Source organism: Enterovibrio qingdaonensis (assembly GCF_028683135.1).
GTDB lineage: Bacteria > Pseudomonadota > Gammaproteobacteria > Enterobacterales > Vibrionaceae > Enterovibrio > Enterovibrio qingdaonensis.
In genome coordinates this window covers 103,139-120,936 of the sequence record NZ_JAJUBB010000014.1, presented here as the reverse complement: position 1 = coordinate 120,936, position 17,798 = coordinate 103,139, and the positions used below count along the sequence as shown (strand labels likewise).

Genomic DNA, 17,798 nt, shown 5'->3' with positions numbered 1-17,798 from the left:
GCCATTCGACTTTTCTGCTTCTCCCTATTGGGAATCACTCTCCGTGTCGATGAGGCGCATTATAGGGAGGTCTCGAATTCTGGCAAGGGCTTTTTTAAGGTTTTCTGTATAAAAGTCACCATTCGAGCATCTTTTGCACGAAAGCCTTATTTTTGCACACTTTACTCACACCAAGCCCACAAAAAGCTGTGGGTAACTTTTGACTTTATCTTAAACGCGTCGTGTCGATAAAACAAAAAGAGGCCCGTAAGGCCTCTTTAGATGCGTACTATATAGTGTAGTGTTTTTATTGCACGGCTTTTACTTGCTCGTCTTCGACAATCAATTTCACTGGCAGGCCCGGTTTCACTTCCCCACGCAGAATAGATTGCGCGAGTGGATTTTCGACGCTTTGTTGAATCGCGCGCTTGAGCGGCCTTGCTCCGTACACTGGGTCGAATCCTGCTTGGGCAATCATAGACAGTGCTTCATCAGTCACTTCCAGAGCCAGATCTCTTTCAGCCATTCGTTTCGCTAAGTGAGCAAGCTGAATACCCGCGATAGACTTGATATGCTCTTGTCCCAAAGGATGGAACACAACCGCTTCGTCTATACGGTTGATGAATTCTGGACGGAAGTGTTTACTCACTACATCCATTACCATCACCTTGATGCCATCGTAGTCCAAATCACCAAAGTGTTCTTGAATACGGTCTGACCCCAAGTTCGATGTCATGATAACCACAGCATTACGGAAATCGACGGTACGACCTTGCCCATCAGTCAGACGACCATCGTCCAGCACTTGCAGAAGCAGGTTGAACACATCTGGGTGTGCCTTTTCCACTTCATCGAGCAAAATGACAGAATAAGGACGGCGGCGAACTGCTTCTGTTAGGTATCCCCCCTCTTCATAACCCACATAGCCTGGGGGGGCACCTACCAGTCTCGCCACAGAGTGCTTCTCCATAAACTCCGACATATCGATACGCACCATCGCATCGCTACTGTCAAAGAGAAACTCTGCCAATGACTTACACAGTTCCGTTTTACCCACACCGGTTGGGCCTAGAAATAGGAAAGAACCGATTGGACGGTTTGGATCTGCCAAACCCGCACGGCTGCGGCGAATCGCATTCGCGACAGAGGTGACAGCTTCGGCCTGACCAATCACGCGACTGTGCAGTTCGTCTTCCATCTGAAGCAGTTTTTCTTTTTCGCCTTCCAGCATTTTGGCGACAGGAATACCCGTTTGACGAGAAAGCACTTCTGCAATTTCTGCGTCTGTCACGCGGTTACGCAGCAGCGTCATTTCCTGCATTTCGGCCTGACTTGCCAAATCTAGTTGTTTTTCCAGTTCTGGAATACGACCGTACTGCAACTCTGACATACGGTTTAAATCACCAGCACGGCGCGCAATTTCAAGGTCGGTTCTCGCCTGCTCCAATGCACTCTTAATATGTTGCGTGCCAGAAAGGGCCGCTTTCTCTGCATTCCATACTTCATCGAGCTCAGCAAAGTCACGCTCTTTGTCGTCAATCTCGGCTTGAAGCGTTTCTAGGCGCTTTTTACTCGCATCGTCGTTTTCTTTAGAAAGTGCCTGCTGCTCAATTTTGAGCTGAATGAGACGACGCTCTAAGCGGTCCAGTTGCTCAGGTTTAGAGTCGATCTGCATACGGATGCTAGAAGCCGCTTCATCAATCAGGTCGATGGCTTTATCTGGCAACTGGCGATCTGAAATATAGCGATGCGACAAGCTCGCCGCTGCCACGATAGCAGGGTCAGTAATCTCCACCGCGTGGTGTAGCTCGTAGCGCTCTTTCAAGCCGCGAAGGATCGCAACGGTATCTTCAACTGTAGGCTCATCCACCAGCACTTTTTGGAAACGACGCTCTAGTGCCGCATCTTTTTCTACGTACTGACGGTATTCATCAAGCGTCGTTGCTCCAACACAGTGAAGCTCGCCACGTGCCAAGGCAGGCTTCAGCATGTTACCGGCATCCATCGCGCCTTCTGCTTTACCAGCCCCTACCATCGTGTGGATTTCATCAATAAAGAGAATAACGTTGCCTTCTTCTTTCGCCAGTTCGTTCAGAACTGACTTCAGACGTTCTTCAAATTCACCACGATATTTGGCACCCGCAACTAGTGAGCCCATATCCAATGACAGGACGCGCTTATTACGGAGACCTTCTGGCACTTCGCCATTAACGATACGCTGGGCTAGACCCTCAACAATCGCGGTTTTACCAACACCCGGTTCACCGATAATGACAGGGTTATTCTTGGTGCGACGTTGGAGTACTTGTACGGTGCGACGGATTTCTTCGTCACGACCAATGACTGGATCGAGTTTGCCTTGCTCCGCTTTTTCCGTCAGGTCGATGGTGAACTTTTCCAACGCCTGACGCGCTTCTTCTGCATTTGGATCATTGATGGCCTGACCGCCACGAACTTTGTCGATGGCGTCTTCAACTTTCTTCGTTGTCAGGCCCAAGCTTTTCAACAATGTACCCAATGGGCCTTTGTCTTCAACAGCCGCGAGAATAAATAGCTCGGAAGAAATGTATTTGTCTTTACGCTTCTGCGACAACTTGTCACACATGTTAAACAGCATGCCCATGCCATGGGAAAGCTGAACGTCACCACCCGTGCCGCTCACTTTTGGCAGTTTTTCAAGCATTTCACTCAGGCTTGAACGTAGTTGGGTTACGTCGACATTAAGAAGCGTCATCAAAGGACGAATAGTGCTGCTGTCCTGATTGAGGAGCGACACCATCAAGTGAACAGGCTCGATATATTGGTGATCGCGCCCTAAAGCCAGAGACTGTGCGTCAGAAATGGCTAGTTGAAATTTGCTGGTAAATCGGTCAAGGCGCATGGGCCCCCCTCTAATAACTTCGGTAGTTGCTTACCGAAAAAATGGGAGCGGCATTAACCAATTTCAAGTTGATTGATGAATTTTTTGTCGCTTATCGAGAGGAAATCCAAATACAGCTGGCCTGACGGCCCGTACAGTTTTCTCTACGATAAGAAAAGAAACGCTGAGGATCCGATACGGTACAGTATTCGCCACCGTAAACTTTTGTGACCCCTGCCATTGCCAGTCGCTGTCTTGCTAACAAATAAATATCTGCCAACCAACGATCATTGTGGGGTTGAAATGCAAAGTGTGCATCGGGATTGGTCGCGATAAATTGCTCTCGCACTTCATCACCAACCTCAAATGCCTGCGCTCCGATTGCCGGGCCCATCCACGCCATGACTTTTGACTTACCATCAAATTTCGCCAACGTTTGCTCTAAGACACCGTTAACCAAGCCACGCCAACCTGCATGTGCCGCGGCTACTTGTGTGCCCTCTTCATTACAAAACAGCACAGGTAAACAATCAGCCGTCATTACTACACACGCATGGTCTGGAACCGCAGTAAAAGAGGCATCTGCATCCGGTACACCTGATGCAGATGATAGAGGTAACGTCATTACCTCCGTACCATGGATTTGATTCAACCAAGCGGGCTGAGACGGCATATTCATCATATCAGCAAGCACTGAACGATTTTGGGCGACATGTTCGGGGTTATCCCCCACATGGTTACCCAAATTAAGGCTATCAAAAGGTGGCATGCTCACCCCGCCTTCACGCGTTGTGCTTACTGCTTTGACATTTGCCGGAGCTGGCCAGTCTGGTTGAATCCAATTCATGTTTAGTAGTCCAAATCACCGTGCTCTTGGGCATCCGCACGCAATACTTCGGTCAGGTGTACCATGTCATCAGGTACTGGCGCATGCCATTCCATCACTTCTTTTGTCGTCGGGTGCTCAATACGCAACATCACCGCGTGCAATGCTTGGCGATCGAACTTACGTAGGGTCTGGATCAATTCATCGCCAGCATTACGAGGCGGACGAGGACGGCCACCGTAAAGCTGATCACCAATCAATGGGTGGTTCAAATACGCCATATGCACACGGATTTGGTGCGTACGACCCGTTTCAAGACGCATGCGTAAACGCGTGTGCGCACGGAAATGCTCGACCACGCGATAGTGCGTGATAGCAGGTTTACCCAGCTCTTGGACTGCCATATGAGTGCGCTTAGTAGAGTGGCGACCAATCGCTTTCTCTACGGTACCGCCACCTGTCATGTTGCCAATCGCAATAGCTTCGTATTCACGCGTAAATTTCTTGCGCTTTTGTAGGGCGCGAACCAGACGCGTTTGTGTCGGAATATTTTTTGCAACTACCATGAGACCCGTGGTGTCTTTATCCAGACGGTGAACGATACCCGCACGAGGCACTTCCGCGATATTTGGGTAGCGGAATAGAAGACCGTTCAAGATGGTGCCATCTGGGCAACCAGCCCCCGGGTGAACCACCAAACCACGTGGTTTGTTAATCACAAGGATGTCATCGTCTTCATAAACGATGTTTAGAGGAATGTCTTGTGGCTCCCAACGTTTCTCGTCTTCGATCTCAGCCTGAACAACAATTGCCTCACCACCCATCATTTTCACGCGTGGCTTATTGACGACCTCTCCATCGACACTTACTTTGTCTGCCAGAATCCATTCTTTGATGCGTGATCGGGAATAATCAGGGAACAACTCAGCCAATGCCTGATCCAGACGTTGCCCAAGTTGGCTCTCATTAACTGTACTGCTTAACTCTAACTGCTGTGCCATAACGAACTTTTTGATTCTCTGTGAGACTAATACCTTAGCAGGGACTCAGCCATTGGCTTTGTCACGTTACCTATTGGTATTATATCTGGTCGATGGGTAGAATAACCTTTATCGCGCCATTGTAGCTTTTTGCGGCGGTCTCCGTAATGGCAAAGGCTGAAAATATTCTTTCAAGGAAGCTCTCGTAGTAATGAAACGCCTTACACTCTCTTCTCTGCTCGCCATTTCTTTGCTGGCTGGATGCTCAAGCACCGAAGAAATCGTTCCTGATGTTCCGCCGTCTGAACTCTATCAGAATGCACAAACAGCACTTAACGAAGGCAGCTGGATAAAAGCAATCGAGCAACTCGAAGCCCTAGACTCTCGCTATCCGTTTGGTGCGTATTCAGAGCAAGTGCAGCTAGATTTGATTTACGCCTACTACAAAAATGACGATCTCGCACTTGGTGAGGCTACCATCGATCGCTTTATGCGTATGAATCCAGGTCACCCACAAATTGACTGGGTACTTTACATGCGCGGACTAACCAATATGGCGCAAGACCGCACCTTCTTGCATGACATTTTGAATGTTGATAGAAGTGACCGCGACCCTGAACCGTCTCGTAAAGCATTCGTTGATTTTCGACGTTTGTTAGAACGCTATCCAAACAGTGAATACGCCGCGGATTCGCAAAGACGACTGGAAGCGTTGAAAAACCGACTGGCCGATTATGAACTCGCTACAGCCGATTTCTACGTGCGCCGAGAAGCATGGGTTGCTGTTATCAATCGTTGTCAGCAAATCCAACGCGACTTCCCTGACACAGACGCAGCTAAAAAATCACTGCCATTGATGCTTAAAGCCTACGAAGAGTTAAAGCTAGACAAACCTGCAGAACATACTCGCGAGTTAATGCGACTGAATGGCGTCGCAATCTAATCCATACCGAAACGAAAAAAGCAGCCAATGGCTGCTTTTTTTGAATCCGTCGCATCATAATGCCGTTTTTTTGTGCACCGACACAGTGTCGAAAAATGCATCACAAGCTTCTTTAACACGAGAAAAGTCCCTAACGTTCTGTGTTCGTTAGCGACCTTAACCTCTTCATCTTGCAATACTTCCACAACACTCTTCAAGCACTTTATGGAAATTTAACGCCAGAGATTTTGGGATGATCACAAATAGCGTTTCCAGTCAAAAAACACAGACCAAACGTGATCAATATCACGTTTTTTCCTCACCAGAAACGTAATCTGAAAGTGAGCCCAGCAAAGGGCAAGCAAAAGAGGAAACATCTATGAGAGTTGAAATTACTGGTAAAAACATCGACGTCACAGCTGCCATCCACGAACGAATTACATCTCGCTTTGAAAAGTTAGAGAAATGGCAGGTCGCTCTCATTAACCCTCATGCCGTTATCAGCGAAGAGCCTGGTAGCAAGTTTAAAGTCGAAGCGGGTGTTTCCGTTCCAGGGGCAAAACTGATTGCATCAGCAGAGCATGAAGACATGTATGCAGCAATTAACGAAGTCGGCCAAAAATTGGAGAAACAACTGAATAAGCAAGCGCACAAAGGCGAAGCACGTCGAGCCAGCCATGTGGAAGTCCCAGCAGAAGAGCCTGACGTGGTATAAATTCACCATCGGAATAAATCAATGTCTCAGCCCTGCATTATGCAGGGCTGATTCGTCTTGACATGAAAGCGTCAGCCCAATAAGGTTGAGTAATATTACGCCAATCAACAGACTATCGATGACACCGACTATCTCGTTTTTCTTTCGCATTTTTAACTGCTTCTAATGAGGCGGGGCTAAGGGCGAGCATCGATAACGAAAGATTCCCAGAAGCCTCCCTCAAATAGGGAGGCTTTTTTGTATCAGTCAGGGTCAGAATAACCAGCACAGGAAGAGGGAATGACCAAACCAACATTGTCACTGGATGAAATCCGCGTCGGCGTCAGTACGATCGATCAACAAATACTGTCTTTGCTAGCTGAACGCAGAAAACTGAGCCTTGAAGTTGCGAAAAGCAAAATTCAAACGCAAAAGCCAGTGCGCGACATAGAACGCGAGCAAGCACTACTCGAAAGGCTGGTTGCCGATGGTCGTACCCATGAGCTTGATCCTCAGTACGTCACCAAAATTTTTCACACCATCGTCGAAGACTCAGTCCTTTATCAGCAAGCCTTCCTGCAAAGATTGGCAAATCCAGACAATGAACAACCGCTAGCGCGCGTCTCTTTTCTGGGTGGTAAAGGATCTTATTCTAATCTGGCTGCACGTAATTTCTTTGCGCGCAAACATACGACGCTAGCTGAGATCCAGTGCCAGAGCTTTAAAGAGGTATTGGAAATGGTCGAGACGGGCAATGCCGACTACGGTGTGCTTCCCATCGAGAATACCAGTTCCGGCTCCATCAACGATGTTTATGACCAGCTTCAACACACGCGATTATCTATCGTCGGTGAAATTACTCAGCCTATTGAGCACTGCCTGTTAACCGCTGTTGATACAGATATTGATCAAATTCATGTTCTATATTCACACCCGCAGCCACACCAGCAATGCAGCGAGTTTCTGCACTCTTTGGGCGACATAAAACAAGAATATTGCTCAAGCACTGCCGAAGCGATGAAAGAAGTAGCTGCGCTGAAAAATCCGAATGTGGCTGCCATTGGAAACGCCACCAGTGGTGAGCTATACGGACTGAAACCACTGAAGTTTGGTATTGCCAATCAACAGGAAAATCACACGCGCTTTATTGTCGTCGCAAGAAAGCCAGTTGACGTTAACGCCCTGATCCCAGCAAAAACCACATTTATCATGTCTACTGGGCAAAAAGCCGGTTCTTTAGTTGAATGCCTGTTGGTACTTCGTAGCCACGGTATCAATATGACCAAGTTGGAGTCTCGCCCTGTTCTGGGAAACCCTTGGGAAGAGATGTTTTATGTCGACGTCGAAGGAAACATGCGTTCTGACGTTATGAAGCAAGTCGTCGAAGAGCTGATTTCACTTACCCGCTATATCAAAGTTCTGGGTACCTACCCAATTGAGAACGTTACTCCAACGGAAATTGACGTTTAAACTATGAGCGTCCAAGAAAAAGCCTGTGAAATCACACCACAGGCTTTTTCTATTTCCGTATTTAATTAAGCAGCTACTTCACCTTCCCCCAAAGTTGGGTAGTCGGTATAACCTTTGTGGTCTCCCCCATACAGCGTTGAGGGATCCATCTGATTAAGTGGTCCATTGTCGCGAATACGCTCAACCAAGTCCGGATTTGCAATAAACAAAGCACCAAACGCGACTCCTTCACACAACGCTTTTTCCAGTACATCGCTAGCAATTGCCCCAGAAACGGAACCATCTTCTGCGCGGCAGTGCGGATTAAGAATCAAAGGGCTCTTGAGCCTCTTCGTTAAGCTTTCCGTCACATCACGCACGTTCGCTTCCATGATGTGGACGTAGGCCAATATCGGCAGTTTTTCGACGAGTGCCGTGTATATCTCCAACGTGTCATCTTCTTGAATATCGTTATAAGGATTCGCGGGAGAAATTCTGACGCCCGTCTTATCAGCTCCGATTTCAGCAATAACAGCGGCAATCACCTCTCTTGTGAATCGCAGTCTGTTTTCCATGCCACCTCCATATTCATCAGTACGTTGGTTGGCATTTGACGACATAAATTGATGCAACAAGAAGCCATTGCCTGCGTGAATCTCTACGCCATCAAAACCCGCTTCAATGGCATTTTTAGCTGCTTTAGCAAAACCTTTAATCGCCAAATCAATGTCTGTTTTTGTCATAGCTTTCGGCATAGGAAAATCCGCCATGCCCGCTGGCGTATAGGTTTGACCTGCTGCCTTCAACGCTGAGGGCGCAATGGACTGGTGCGCTGATGGATAAAGCGAGGGATGGCCAATCCGTCCACAGTGCATGAGCTGAGCAACTATTTTCCCGCCCCCTTTCTTCACTGCATCGGTAACCATGCGCCAACCCGCGACTTGCTCCTTAGAATGCAGACCCGGTGAGTTGATAAAGCCTTGACCCAACACATCAGGTTGAATGCCTTCTGATACAATGAGTCCCGTAGAAGCTCTTTGTCCGTAATACGTTGCCATCATCTGCGTAGGCACACCGTATTCCGTTGCACGGTTGCGACTCATCGGTGCCATAACCAGACGGTTTTTCACGTGAATAGAGCCATAAGAAGTTGGCGTAAAGAGTGTATTCATTGTTCAAATCCTTTCGTTACTGAATGAGCGTCTTGCTGGTTGTGGCGATGGTGTCGATGTGTTCTCCGCACTTTTACCTGCGCGTTGAGCCATAAACATCGCGCTAATAATCAAAGCAGCACCAATGCCTTGTTCTATGTTGAGCTGTTCATCCAATACCAGATATCCCAACACAGTGGCAGACAGTGGACTCAACAGCGTAATAATTGACACGAGGAACGCAGGCAGACGCTGAATGCATCTAAACCAGATGATGTAAGTCATCAGTGCCCCTACTAAACAGAGGAACCCGAGACCAACGTAGTTTTCCATTGTCATGGATTGCGGAAAGGGCTCACTCCACATCGCCAACGGCATCAATACTATGCCACCAACGGTCAACTGCCAGCCTGTCACATCTAACAGGGACACGCCTTCCGGTTTACCCCACTGCTTGGCCAACACAACGCCCAGTGCCATACAGATTGCACCAAGGATGCTTGCAGACACACCAACTGCATTAAGAGAAGCATCAGATTGAATGACCAACCCAGCGACACCGAGTGCACCGACAACACATGCCAAGATATGTTGAGCCGTGAACGCTTGGCGCAAGAGCGAAGCCCCAAATAGCAGCACCCATAATGGTTGCGACGAAATCAGCAGTGCTGCAATGCCGCCAGGCATGGAGTAGGCAGCTAAAAACAACAGATAGAAAAACGCACCGATATTCAGCGTTCCTAGCACCAACGCTCGCCACCACCATTGTCCCTGCGGGAAACGACGACAAAAAACAAGCAACAGCAGACCTGCAGGCAAAGCGCGAAAAACGGCACTCCATAGCGGCGCTCCCTCAGGTAACCATTCAGTGGTAATGACGTAAGTGCTTCCCCAAATGATGGGTACCAACATTGCCAACAACATATTAGGTAGCATTGCGTGCATCCTTCCCTCCTTGCGCAATCGCTCCAACGTTTCGGTTGGTAAACCGTCGTTCTTCCTTTTTATTACAAGGACTCGCATCCTTCATTGTATTTTCCATTAGCGTTCTCACTGATACGTTGAATCGCAGGTAGCAAAAGAAAAAATAAATTTCCCATCTTTGCTTCGAACAGGGATAACTATAAGGGGGAGTAAGTGAGAGGGTAAGCTGGAAGATATATCAGGTATGTCCGCATTTTTGACTATGCAGGTTGAAGAGAAAGACAAAAACCTTTCAAGGTTTAGGGATGAAAAATTATTAGAATGTGCAGCCAGAGTATGGGTGATTTTATTTATAAACACCTCAGACAGATGTAAATATATATAGTCCAGAGGAAATCTATTGCGTTGGCGTTAGATCATGGGCCGTATAATCCCAAGTATGATGGCTTTAGAAACAGCTTGATAACGGTTTGTACAGCCCAGCTTGTTGGTTGCATTAGTCAAATGAAAAACGACAGTTCTTTCAGAACAACCAATAATAACGGAAATTTCCCAAGAGCTTTTTCCTTCAGAGACCCAAAGCAGACACTCTTTTTCCCGCTTCGTTAAGCTGATATCAATGGGGGCGTTAAAGTTTTTTAGTTTATCCAGCAGCACAGGAGCAACAACCTGCGCTTTCACAATGGCCGAATTGAGCATTGAATGATCGCTGCTAGAACTGCCAAAACTGAACATACCAAATTCACTCTGCGCACCATGCAGCGGAATGCTGAAGCCTGTCTTCAATCCAGAGTCTTTGGCTTGACTCATGACGTCTTTTTGTGAGTTTCTCAAGGGTAATTCACCGATCTGGTGCCATGTTATCGGTGCGGATCGCGACAAGCTATATTCCACAGTAGGATCGTGCTGAACGAGATTTTCATTGTCGTAAATCGCGCGCCAATCTGATGGGTAATTATCAATGATAGTTGTTTCAGATGAGATCATGGATTCAGCTTTGGTATAACCCAGTAAGTAATACTCCAACCCAATAAGTGAAGATAACTCTTCAACAATTCCACTAAGTTCATCTTTCGACTCAGCAACTCTTATATTTTCGATGATTTCGATAACGTCTTTCATGAATCCAACAGCTATAAGTACTTAGCGCAATGTTAAATCATTCTTAACGTAAAAGCTGTCCTCATCCCTCCCGAACTTTATCGAATATCTGACTTTCATTATTTTGCAATGCACTTGGTGAGATTGGTTATAATATCAACACCGCTCTAATTCCATAAAAATAACAGGGAAATATAGCAAACACACCAATGATGCATTTATAAACAAACGATGCGTCATTTGAATTGTTTTAAAATTCGATTTTACATATAAAAAAGCCAAGCCCTAGATGGCTTGGCCTTTTTATCATGTGATTATTTAACTTCGGTGGGTAGTATCGTTTGCTTGCCTTAGCAGCGTCTGACTTTCTTTCATAAAGCGAGGCGCAAAGTCGCCAAACCACCCCTCAACCTGATTAAAGGCGGACACAAACCCATCCTTATCCTGCTCATCCAGCAGGTTGATGGCTTCACCGAAGCGCGCATGGAAACGCTTAATCATGTCGATGTTCTGCGAAGATGACATGATGATGTCACCGTAAAGCTGCGCATCTTGCGCGAATAGACGCCCAACCATAGCGAGCTCCAAACGATAGATGGGAGAGCTCAATGCGGTGAGTTGATCAAGGTTAGGGTTCTCTTCTGCCAGGTGAACACCGTAAACAAACGATGTAAAGTGGCGCAGTGCCTGAATAAGCGTCATGCCCTGATCGTGCTCGATAGCACTGATGCGGTGTAAGCTCGCCCCCCAAATACGGAACTGCTCCAATAACCATTGATATGACTCAGGGTTGCGGCCATCACAGTAAACAATGACTTGCTTTGCAAGGCTGCTGATATCTGGACCAAACATCGGGTGCAAACCCACAACTGGCCCTTTGTGTGATTCCAGCATCGCCTGCAGTGGTTCGCTTTTGATCGACGTTAAATCAACCATTAAGCAGTCATCTGGCAAATTGCCTAGTTGATGGATCACAGAGCTCGTCTTATGAATAGGAACCGTGACAACAACCATACCGGCATCAGCCAGAATCTCATGAGCGTTATCCCAATCTTGGCTACCCAGCACTTTCACCGTGTAACCTGACAAGCGGAACAATTTGCCAAACAGCTTTCCGAGTTGACCGTTCCCCCCCACAATCACGATAGGGCGAAGATCTGGGTTTAGACACTTGAAGCCGGAATCATTTTCACTGGCGTAAGATTCACGCATCGTTCTACGAAGAATGTCTTCTATCAAATCTGGCGGAACACCTTTTGATGCGGCTTCTTCACGGCGGGAAGCTAGCATGGCGGCTTCACGATCAGGCGCATAAATTGGCAGCCCATGTTCGCTTTTCACTTCACCGACTTCTGCAACCAGAGCCAAGCGACGGGCCAAGAGCTCCACCATTTGTTTATCAACTTCATCAATCTGATCCCTCAGACGGGACAACTCTGCAACCATGTGGCTTATTTCCCTTGTAAACGCTGTTCTAAGAAGGGTGTCAGTTCATCGTGTGCGCGATTGAGCAAGTTTTCCGTATCTTGCCAGTCAATACACGCATCCGTGATAGACACGCCATAAGCCATCTCTTCACGAGGCAGTTCCGCTGACTGGTTACCTTCATTGATGTTACTTTCAATCATCAAACCGATAATGGAGGTGTTCCCTTCACGGATTTGATGGAAAACATCTTCCGCAACCAACGGCTGACGACGGAAGTCTTTGCGAGAGTTAGCATGGCTGCAGTCTACCATCAGCGACGCTTCTAGCCCTGCTTGGTGCATCTCATTTTCGCATTCCGTCACAGAGACGGAGTCGTAATTTGTTTGCTTACCCCCACGAAGGATGACATGACCATCAGGATTTCCCTGCGTAGTGAGAAGTGCGACTTGCCCTTCTTTGTTGATACCCATAAAACGGTGACCAGATGCCGCAGCCTTCATTGCGTTGATGGCAGTAGAAAGACTGCCGTCTGTACCATTTTTAAAGCCGATAGGCATTGAAAGGCCGCTCGCCATTTCGCGGTGGGTTTGCGATTCTGTGGTGCGTGCACCAATTGCCGCCCAGCTAAACAGGTCGCCAATGTATTGTGGGCTGATAGGATCCAATGCTTCTGTCGCCAAAGGTAATCCCATGTCCGCCAACGTGATAAGTAGCTTACGCGCTTTATGTAAACCAGCTTCCACTTCGAAAGAGCCATCCAAATTCGGGTCATTGATAAGGCCTTTCCAGCCAACGGTAGTACGTGGCTTTTCGAAGTAAACACGCATCACGATGTAGAGTTGATCACCCACTTTCTCAGACAGAGCTTTGAGCTTTTTCGCGTATTCAATCGCAGCTTCAGTATCGTGAATAGAGCAAGGACCGCAAACAATCAAAAGACGGTGGTCCTTCTTATGAATGATGTCTGCAATTTCCTGACGGCATTTTGAGATAAACGCCAACGTCTCTTGTTTGACGGGCAGTTTCTTTCTCAGTTGCTCAGGGGTAATAAGTACGGTTTCGTCCTGAATATGTACGTTAGTCAGTAAATCTCTTTCCATGAAAACTTCCTGCGACTTTTGCTATTGGTGCGTGGTATTCATCATTGCGCCATGCGCTTTGATTCACACCTTAACAGCCTGACAGATGATTGCAACCACTTTGTAAATATATGAGTACAATGTAAATATACATTTACATTAACCATTTTCATCTGATTTACATGGGATTGGGAAGAGGTTAAATGATTTATTGGAAAATAAAATGAACAAAGACCGACAAGCGGCCTTTGTGTTTAACATGCATTGCGCGTTGTTTAGAACGTTTGATCAGCCGATTGGAAGTCTTCAAAACCGCGTTGCCATTCCAGCTCGAAACGAACGCCGTTTTCCATATTCGCACACACACCGAGGTACTGCATGCCTGACAAGCCGATTTCGTACGCGTTATTAACGTCACAATATCTGTCGACACCCTCGTTATAACCTTGCTCATACTCGGCAACGTTTACGGCATCAACCCCTGCTTTAGCAGCCAAGGCTTGAAGATCGGACATGGAGCGAGACGGAAGCCCTCTTACGCCATCCCTTTCTCCAACAGCCGTCCAGTCGCCCTGTTGTACTAGGTTCGTGGTATCTTCAATACCTGCGCAACCAACCATCAACGCTGCCAGAAACAACACTCCGGATTTTTTCAGCATCCTATTCCTCAACTCTTTGGGTAAGCAGTCCGTGTTTCGTCCATTGTATACCCAAACACCCTGAAGATGCAGGATTCAGCGAGATTGGGTAAATTGGTTCAATGCACGATTCCCTAAACGGTATTTGACTTAAATGTCACTTTGCTCGGGTTTAAAACTTTTCAATTTAAAAGCCAAAGCAATGAATAGCGCACCAAAGACAAAGGCATACATGGCGATAATCCAAATCAAGGTCAATGCTCCTGCTGCAGGGTTTGCCATCAAAAAGCCACCAAACACAATAGAGATTAGGCCCAACAACACCAATAACCACTCACCTTTGATCTCTTTTCGCAATCTGATTGCAGCAATGATTTCCAGTACACCTTTTGCAATCGCCCACACTGCAATATAGAAAAGCAATGCAACTGCAGTGAGCCCAGGAACGGTGAATGTCATAATACCGGCCGCAATACCCACCAAGCCCCAAAGTACCAACACGACCCAGTTATCGTGAGACTTTCGGTCCATCACCGCCGTCCATACTTGCAAAGAACCATCGACAAAAGCAAAAATACCAAATACAAGGATCAGGGTTTCAACCGATTCTTGGGGAGGCAATGTCCAAAGCATGACAGCAAATAAAATGGACGCCACACCACGTAACGCCAGCACCCACCAATTCTTTGATAAAGAACTTACCATTTGTCTAGCTAAGGTTTCCGGTGTACTCATCGCTTGTCTCCTCACTGAACGATGTTCGATGGTGCGCTGCCTGCATCATGATTAACACAAGCACCATTCAACCCATCCTGATGGAAAAATGATACGCCCATCGCAACTATTCTGTAAGCGCGTAAAATGAGAAAGTCAGTGATTTTGACGGAAACTTATTTTTCAATCAGTGAGATACAAGAAAGGAGAAGCAATAAAAAAGCGAGTAGCTATCCACTCGCTTTAGGCTGGATGTGCAAAAATTATCCGAGCAAGGCCTTACGCATTTCGGCCCATGATGTGACTGTAAACGTGGGTACAACGCCATCTGGTAGCGGTTTTGCATCAACATTGAGCCAGCAGGTGTCAATGCCTGCATTGTTACCACCGAGGACATCTGACGCAGCGTTGTCGCCAACCATCAATACACGAGATTTTTCAGGATGTCCTGCAAGAGACAATGTGTGCTCAAAGATCGCTGCATCCGGCTTAGCGACACCCACTTCTTCTGATATCACCACTAAATCGAAAAAGTCGGCCATTCCCGTGCGTTCAAGGCGAACTTGCTGGAGCTGAACAAAACCATTGGTGATGATGCCAAGTTTCGCCTTTTGAGCGAGCTCAGGAACAATGTCTTTTACCCCTTCCAATGGCTGGCAAACATCGGCCATGGCATCGAGAAACAGGCGATTCAATTCTGCAGGAGAGATGCTCAGTCGCTCTGACCAAACATTAAAGCGATCTTCTTGTAGTTGTTTCGCTGTGATCTCGCCGTCTTGGTATTGGATCCAAAGTGGCTTGTTGACCAATTGATATTCGGCGAAGTCTTCAGGGGTGAAATCCACACTGAGACTGGAAAACATGGCTTTTAAGCCCGCATACGCATCAAATGAAAACAAGGTTTCATCGGCGTCAAACAAAATCCAATCGTACTGCACGCGTAATCCTCCATTGCGAGGAGACGATTATGCCTTACTTTCCAAATGGCAGAAACGAGAAAAGCCCGCCAAATGGCGGGCTTTTGCGAACCCTTTCGGGTAATAAACGCCGGAGCGATTATTTCTTAGCCAGACGCTCTTTGATACGAGCTGCCTTACCAGAACGCTCACGCAGGTAGTACAGTTTGGCACGACGTACTGCACCGCGGCGCTTAACAGTAATGCTGTCAACAACTGGTGAGTGAGTTTGGAATACACGCTCAACGCCTTCACCGTTAGAGATCTTACGAACGGTAAATGCAGAGTGCAGACCACGGTTACGCTTAGCGATTACAACGCCTTCGTAAGCCTGTAGACGAGAACGCTCGCCTTCTTTTACTTTAACTTGAACTACAACAGTGTCACCTACGTTGAACGCAGGAACGTCTTGTTTAAGTTGCTCATCTTCGAGCGCTTTGATGATGTTACTCATGTTTTTTACCCTAGAATAAACTGATACTAAATATCTTTAGGTACTTGAACTGTGTTCACTAATGAACTCAGCAAGTAGTAATTCCTGTTCGTCAGTCAGAGCTAGGTTTTCCAGGAGCTCTGGTCTTCTGAGCCAGGTTCGGCCCAGCGATTGTTTCAATCGCCAGCGACAAATGTCCTTGTGGTTTCCAGACTTCAGCACCGAAGGCACTTCCAGTCCATCTAACACTTCAGGTCGCGTGTAGTGAGGGCAATCTAGCAAACCATTTGCGAAAGAATCTTCTTCCGCTGACGCAAAGTCTCCGAGTACACCCGGAACAAACCGAGAGACTGCATCGACTAACGTCATGGCTGGCAGTTCACCACCACTGAGCACAAAATCCCCGATAGACCATTCTTCATCGACTTCGGTTTGTATAATGCGCTCATCTACCCCTTCATAGCGTCCACAGATAAGAATCAGGTTCTCGTTCTGCGCTAGCTCCTCAACACCCGCTTGGTCAAGCTTACGGCCCTGAGGTGACAGGTAAATCACTTTTGTCTTACCGTTGGCGGCGTTTTTGGCTGCATCAATGGCATCGCGCAATGGCTGTACCATCATTAACATGCCCGGGCCTCCACCATATGGGCGGTCATCAACCGTCCGGTGCTTGTCGTGAGTAAAATCGCGGGGATTCCACGTTTCTACTTCGAGCAGGCCTTTTTTCACCGCCTGGCCAGTTACCCCAAATTCAGTAACAGCACGGAACATTTCAGGAAAAAGGCTGATAATACCAACCCACATTTTTCCGCTCCTATTGCTTTAAATGTTACTGGGGGAATTAAAATCCAGGATCCCAGTCAACTTCGATCCGTTGAGCAGAGCGATCAATCATCTTGATGACTTGCTCATCGAGGAACGGCACTAGGCGTTCCTTCTGGCCAAAAGCATCTTTTGGGTTAGCAGTCACGACCAATACATCGTTCGAGCCTGTTTCTAGAATGTCAGTGACTTTACCTAGGTTGTAACCTTTGGTAGTCACCACTTCCATTCCAAACAGTTCGCGCCAGTAGAATTCTTCATCTGACAGCGAAGGCAGAACGTCTGCGTTGATGGCGATCTCTGCATTTGTCAAAGCGGCAGCATCTTCACGCTGATCCAACCCTTTCAATTTGCAGACATAACCCTGACCGTGGCGTTTCCAGTCTTCAAGACCGGTCTCTTTCCACTCGCCACGCACCTTGATATACCAAGGTGTGTAGCTAAAAATGCTTTCAGCGTCTTCAGTGTAAGAAAAAACTTTGAGCCAGCCACGGATGCCATAAGAAGCACCTAGCTTGCCTACTACAACCTTCTCTTGCTCACTCATGTTCTTTTCTTTTAACCCTGACACTAATCAATTAAGCAGCTTTCGCCGCGTCTTTGATCAGACGTGCTACGCGGTCAGAAACAGCTGCACCTTGGCCAACCCAATGGTTAACACGGTCCAGGTCCAAACGCAGTTTCTCTTCTTGACCTTGTGCAACAGGGTTGAAGAAACCTACTTTCTCGATGAAGCGACCGTCGCGAGTTTGACGGCTGTCAGCAACAACGATTTGATAGAATGGACGCTTTTTCGCGCCGTGACGTGCCAAACGAATGGTTACCATATCGTCCTCTTTGCA

The 17,798-nt window shown here is 47.3% G+C and carries 18 protein-coding genes; 3 read left to right on the top strand and 15 right to left on the bottom strand.

Annotation, left to right across the window (positions count from 1 at the left end; genetic code table 11):
• Positions 1 to 286: 286 nt before the first annotated feature.
• From clpB to rluD, 3 genes are all read right to left on the bottom strand, one after another.
• The gene (clpB, locus tag LRP49_RS17715) at positions 287 to 2,860 is read right to left on the bottom strand and encodes an ATP-dependent chaperone ClpB (protein ID WP_274143631.1); all 2,574 of its coding nucleotides are present in this window, start codon (positions 2,858 to 2,860) and stop codon (positions 287 to 289) included.
• A gap of 91 nt (positions 2,861 to 2,951) precedes the next feature.
• Positions 2,952 to 3,686 carry a peptidoglycan editing factor PgeF gene (pgeF, locus tag LRP49_RS17710; protein ID WP_274143630.1) on the bottom strand — a complete coding sequence of 245 codons (735 nt, stop codon included), beginning with the start codon at positions 3,684 to 3,686 and terminating at the stop codon, positions 2,952 to 2,954.
• 2 nt (positions 3,687 to 3,688) lie between these two features.
• Complete coding sequence (gene rluD / locus LRP49_RS17705; protein WP_274143629.1) at positions 3,689 to 4,666, bottom strand: 23S rRNA pseudouridine(1911/1915/1917) synthase RluD; 978 nt, start codon at positions 4,664 to 4,666, stop codon at positions 3,689 to 3,691.
• 190 nt (positions 4,667 to 4,856) lie between these two features.
• On the opposite strand from rluD, the gene bamD reads away from it, so the two are divergent.
• The 3 genes from bamD to pheA all read left to right on the top strand — a co-directional run bounded on the left by bamD (position 4,857) and on the right by pheA (position 7,731).
• A complete protein-coding gene (gene bamD / locus LRP49_RS17700; protein ID WP_274143628.1) occupies positions 4,857 to 5,588 on the top strand; it encodes an outer membrane protein assembly factor BamD in 732 nt (243 codons plus the stop codon).
• A gap of 358 nt (positions 5,589 to 5,946) precedes the next feature.
• Positions 5,947 to 6,282, top strand: a complete 336-nt coding sequence (gene hpf, locus LRP49_RS17695) for a ribosome hibernation-promoting factor, HPF/YfiA family (protein WP_274143627.1) — start codon at positions 5,947 to 5,949, stop codon at positions 6,280 to 6,282.
• Between the two features lie 279 nt (positions 6,283 to 6,561).
• Positions 6,562 to 7,731: a prephenate dehydratase gene (pheA, locus tag LRP49_RS17690; RefSeq protein WP_274143626.1), complete on the top strand. Its 1,170-nt coding sequence runs from the start codon at positions 6,562 to 6,564 to the stop codon at positions 7,729 to 7,731.
• A 65-nt stretch (positions 7,732 to 7,796) separates the two neighbouring features.
• Here the strand turns inward: pheA and LRP49_RS17685 are convergent, their stop codons facing one another.
• The 12 genes from LRP49_RS17685 to rpsP form a co-directional block, all read right to left on the bottom strand.
• Positions 7,797 to 8,882 (bottom strand): alkene reductase, encoded by a 1,086-nt coding sequence (locus tag LRP49_RS17685; protein ID WP_274143625.1) that lies wholly within the window; start codon positions 8,880 to 8,882, stop codon positions 7,797 to 7,799.
• A gap of 3 nt (positions 8,883 to 8,885) precedes the next feature.
• A complete protein-coding gene (locus LRP49_RS17680) occupies positions 8,886 to 9,806 on the bottom strand; it encodes an EamA family transporter (protein WP_274143624.1) in 921 nt (306 codons plus the stop codon).
• 390 nt (positions 9,807 to 10,196) lie between these two features.
• The gene (locus LRP49_RS17675) at positions 10,197 to 10,907 is read right to left on the bottom strand and encodes a helix-turn-helix transcriptional regulator (RefSeq protein WP_274143623.1); all 711 of its coding nucleotides are present in this window, start codon (positions 10,905 to 10,907) and stop codon (positions 10,197 to 10,199) included.
• 297 nt (positions 10,908 to 11,204) lie between these two features.
• On the bottom strand, positions 11,205 to 12,332 hold the full coding sequence (gene tyrA, locus LRP49_RS17670; protein WP_274143622.1) for a bifunctional chorismate mutase/prephenate dehydrogenase: 1,128 nt from the start codon (positions 12,330 to 12,332) through the stop codon (positions 11,205 to 11,207).
• Positions 12,333 to 12,337: 5 nt separating this feature from the next.
• Positions 12,338 to 13,414, bottom strand: a complete 1,077-nt coding sequence (locus tag LRP49_RS17665) for a 3-deoxy-7-phosphoheptulonate synthase (RefSeq protein ID WP_274143621.1) — start codon at positions 13,412 to 13,414, stop codon at positions 12,338 to 12,340.
• A 254-nt stretch (positions 13,415 to 13,668) separates the two neighbouring features.
• On the bottom strand, positions 13,669 to 14,052 hold the full coding sequence (locus LRP49_RS17660; protein WP_274143620.1) for a DUF2799 domain-containing protein: 384 nt from the start codon (positions 14,050 to 14,052) through the stop codon (positions 13,669 to 13,671).
• Between the two features lie 129 nt (positions 14,053 to 14,181).
• Entirely contained in the window at positions 14,182 to 14,766 is a 585-nt protein-coding gene (locus LRP49_RS17655) for an HdeD family acid-resistance protein (protein ID WP_274143619.1), read from the bottom strand.
• Positions 14,767 to 15,008: 242 nt separating this feature from the next.
• The gene (gene yjjG / locus LRP49_RS17650; RefSeq protein WP_274143618.1) at positions 15,009 to 15,683 is read right to left on the bottom strand and encodes a pyrimidine 5'-nucleotidase; all 675 of its coding nucleotides are present in this window, start codon (positions 15,681 to 15,683) and stop codon (positions 15,009 to 15,011) included.
• 118 nt (positions 15,684 to 15,801) lie between these two features.
• Entirely contained in the window at positions 15,802 to 16,155 is a 354-nt protein-coding gene (rplS, locus tag LRP49_RS17645; RefSeq protein WP_067412051.1) for a 50S ribosomal protein L19, read from the bottom strand.
• A 36-nt stretch (positions 16,156 to 16,191) separates the two neighbouring features.
• Positions 16,192 to 16,938 carry a tRNA (guanosine(37)-N1)-methyltransferase TrmD gene (trmD, locus tag LRP49_RS17640; protein ID WP_274143617.1) on the bottom strand — a complete coding sequence of 249 codons (747 nt, stop codon included), beginning with the start codon at positions 16,936 to 16,938 and terminating at the stop codon, positions 16,192 to 16,194.
• A gap of 37 nt (positions 16,939 to 16,975) precedes the next feature.
• The gene (gene rimM / locus LRP49_RS17635; RefSeq protein WP_420791611.1) at positions 16,976 to 17,503 is read right to left on the bottom strand and encodes a ribosome maturation factor RimM; all 528 of its coding nucleotides are present in this window, start codon (positions 17,501 to 17,503) and stop codon (positions 16,976 to 16,978) included.
• A 31-nt stretch (positions 17,504 to 17,534) separates the two neighbouring features.
• A complete protein-coding gene (gene rpsP / locus LRP49_RS17630; RefSeq protein WP_274143615.1) occupies positions 17,535 to 17,783 on the bottom strand; it encodes a 30S ribosomal protein S16 in 249 nt (82 codons plus the stop codon).
• Positions 17,784 to 17,798 lie beyond the last annotated feature (15 nt).

Bases quoted from the DNA above. Each gene is read 5' to 3' on its own strand.
- clpB (WP_274143631.1), bottom strand. From the start codon at position 2,860: ATGCGCCTTGACCGATTTACCAGCAAATTTCAACTAGCCATTTCTGAC.
- pgeF (WP_274143630.1), bottom strand. From the start codon at position 3,686: ATGAATTGGATTCAACCAGACTGGCCAGCTCCGGCAAATGTCAAAGCA.
- rluD (WP_274143629.1), bottom strand. From the start codon at position 4,666: ATGGCACAGCAGTTAGAGTTAAGCAGTACAGTTAATGAGAGCCAACTT.
- bamD (WP_274143628.1), top strand. From the start codon at position 4,857: ATGAAACGCCTTACACTCTCTTCTCTGCTCGCCATTTCTTTGCTGGCT.
- hpf (WP_274143627.1), top strand. From the start codon at position 5,947: ATGAGAGTTGAAATTACTGGTAAAAACATCGACGTCACAGCTGCCATC.
- pheA (WP_274143626.1), top strand. From the start codon at position 6,562: ATGACCAAACCAACATTGTCACTGGATGAAATCCGCGTCGGCGTCAGT.
- LRP49_RS17685 (WP_274143625.1), bottom strand. From the start codon at position 8,882: ATGAATACACTCTTTACGCCAACTTCTTATGGCTCTATTCACGTGAAA.
- LRP49_RS17680 (WP_274143624.1), bottom strand. From the start codon at position 9,806: ATGCACGCAATGCTACCTAATATGTTGTTGGCAATGTTGGTACCCATC.
- LRP49_RS17675 (WP_274143623.1), bottom strand. From the start codon at position 10,907: ATGAAAGACGTTATCGAAATCATCGAAAATATAAGAGTTGCTGAGTCG.
- tyrA (WP_274143622.1), bottom strand. From the start codon at position 12,332: ATGGTTGCAGAGTTGTCCCGTCTGAGGGATCAGATTGATGAAGTTGAT.
- LRP49_RS17665 (WP_274143621.1), bottom strand. From the start codon at position 13,414: ATGGAAAGAGATTTACTGACTAACGTACATATTCAGGACGAAACCGTA.
- LRP49_RS17660 (WP_274143620.1), bottom strand. From the start codon at position 14,052: ATGCTGAAAAAATCCGGAGTGTTGTTTCTGGCAGCGTTGATGGTTGGT.
- LRP49_RS17655 (WP_274143619.1), bottom strand. From the start codon at position 14,766: ATGAGTACACCGGAAACCTTAGCTAGACAAATGGTAAGTTCTTTATCA.
- rplS (WP_067412051.1), bottom strand. From the start codon at position 16,155: ATGAGTAACATCATCAAAGCGCTCGAAGATGAGCAACTTAAACAAGAC.
- trmD (WP_274143617.1), bottom strand. From the start codon at position 16,938: ATGTGGGTTGGTATTATCAGCCTTTTTCCTGAAATGTTCCGTGCTGTT.
- rimM (WP_420791611.1), bottom strand. From the start codon at position 17,503: ATGAGTGAGCAAGAGAAGGTTGTAGTAGGCAAGCTAGGTGCTTCTTAT.
- rpsP (WP_274143615.1), bottom strand. From the start codon at position 17,783: ATGGTAACCATTCGTTTGGCACGTCACGGCGCGAAAAAGCGTCCATTC.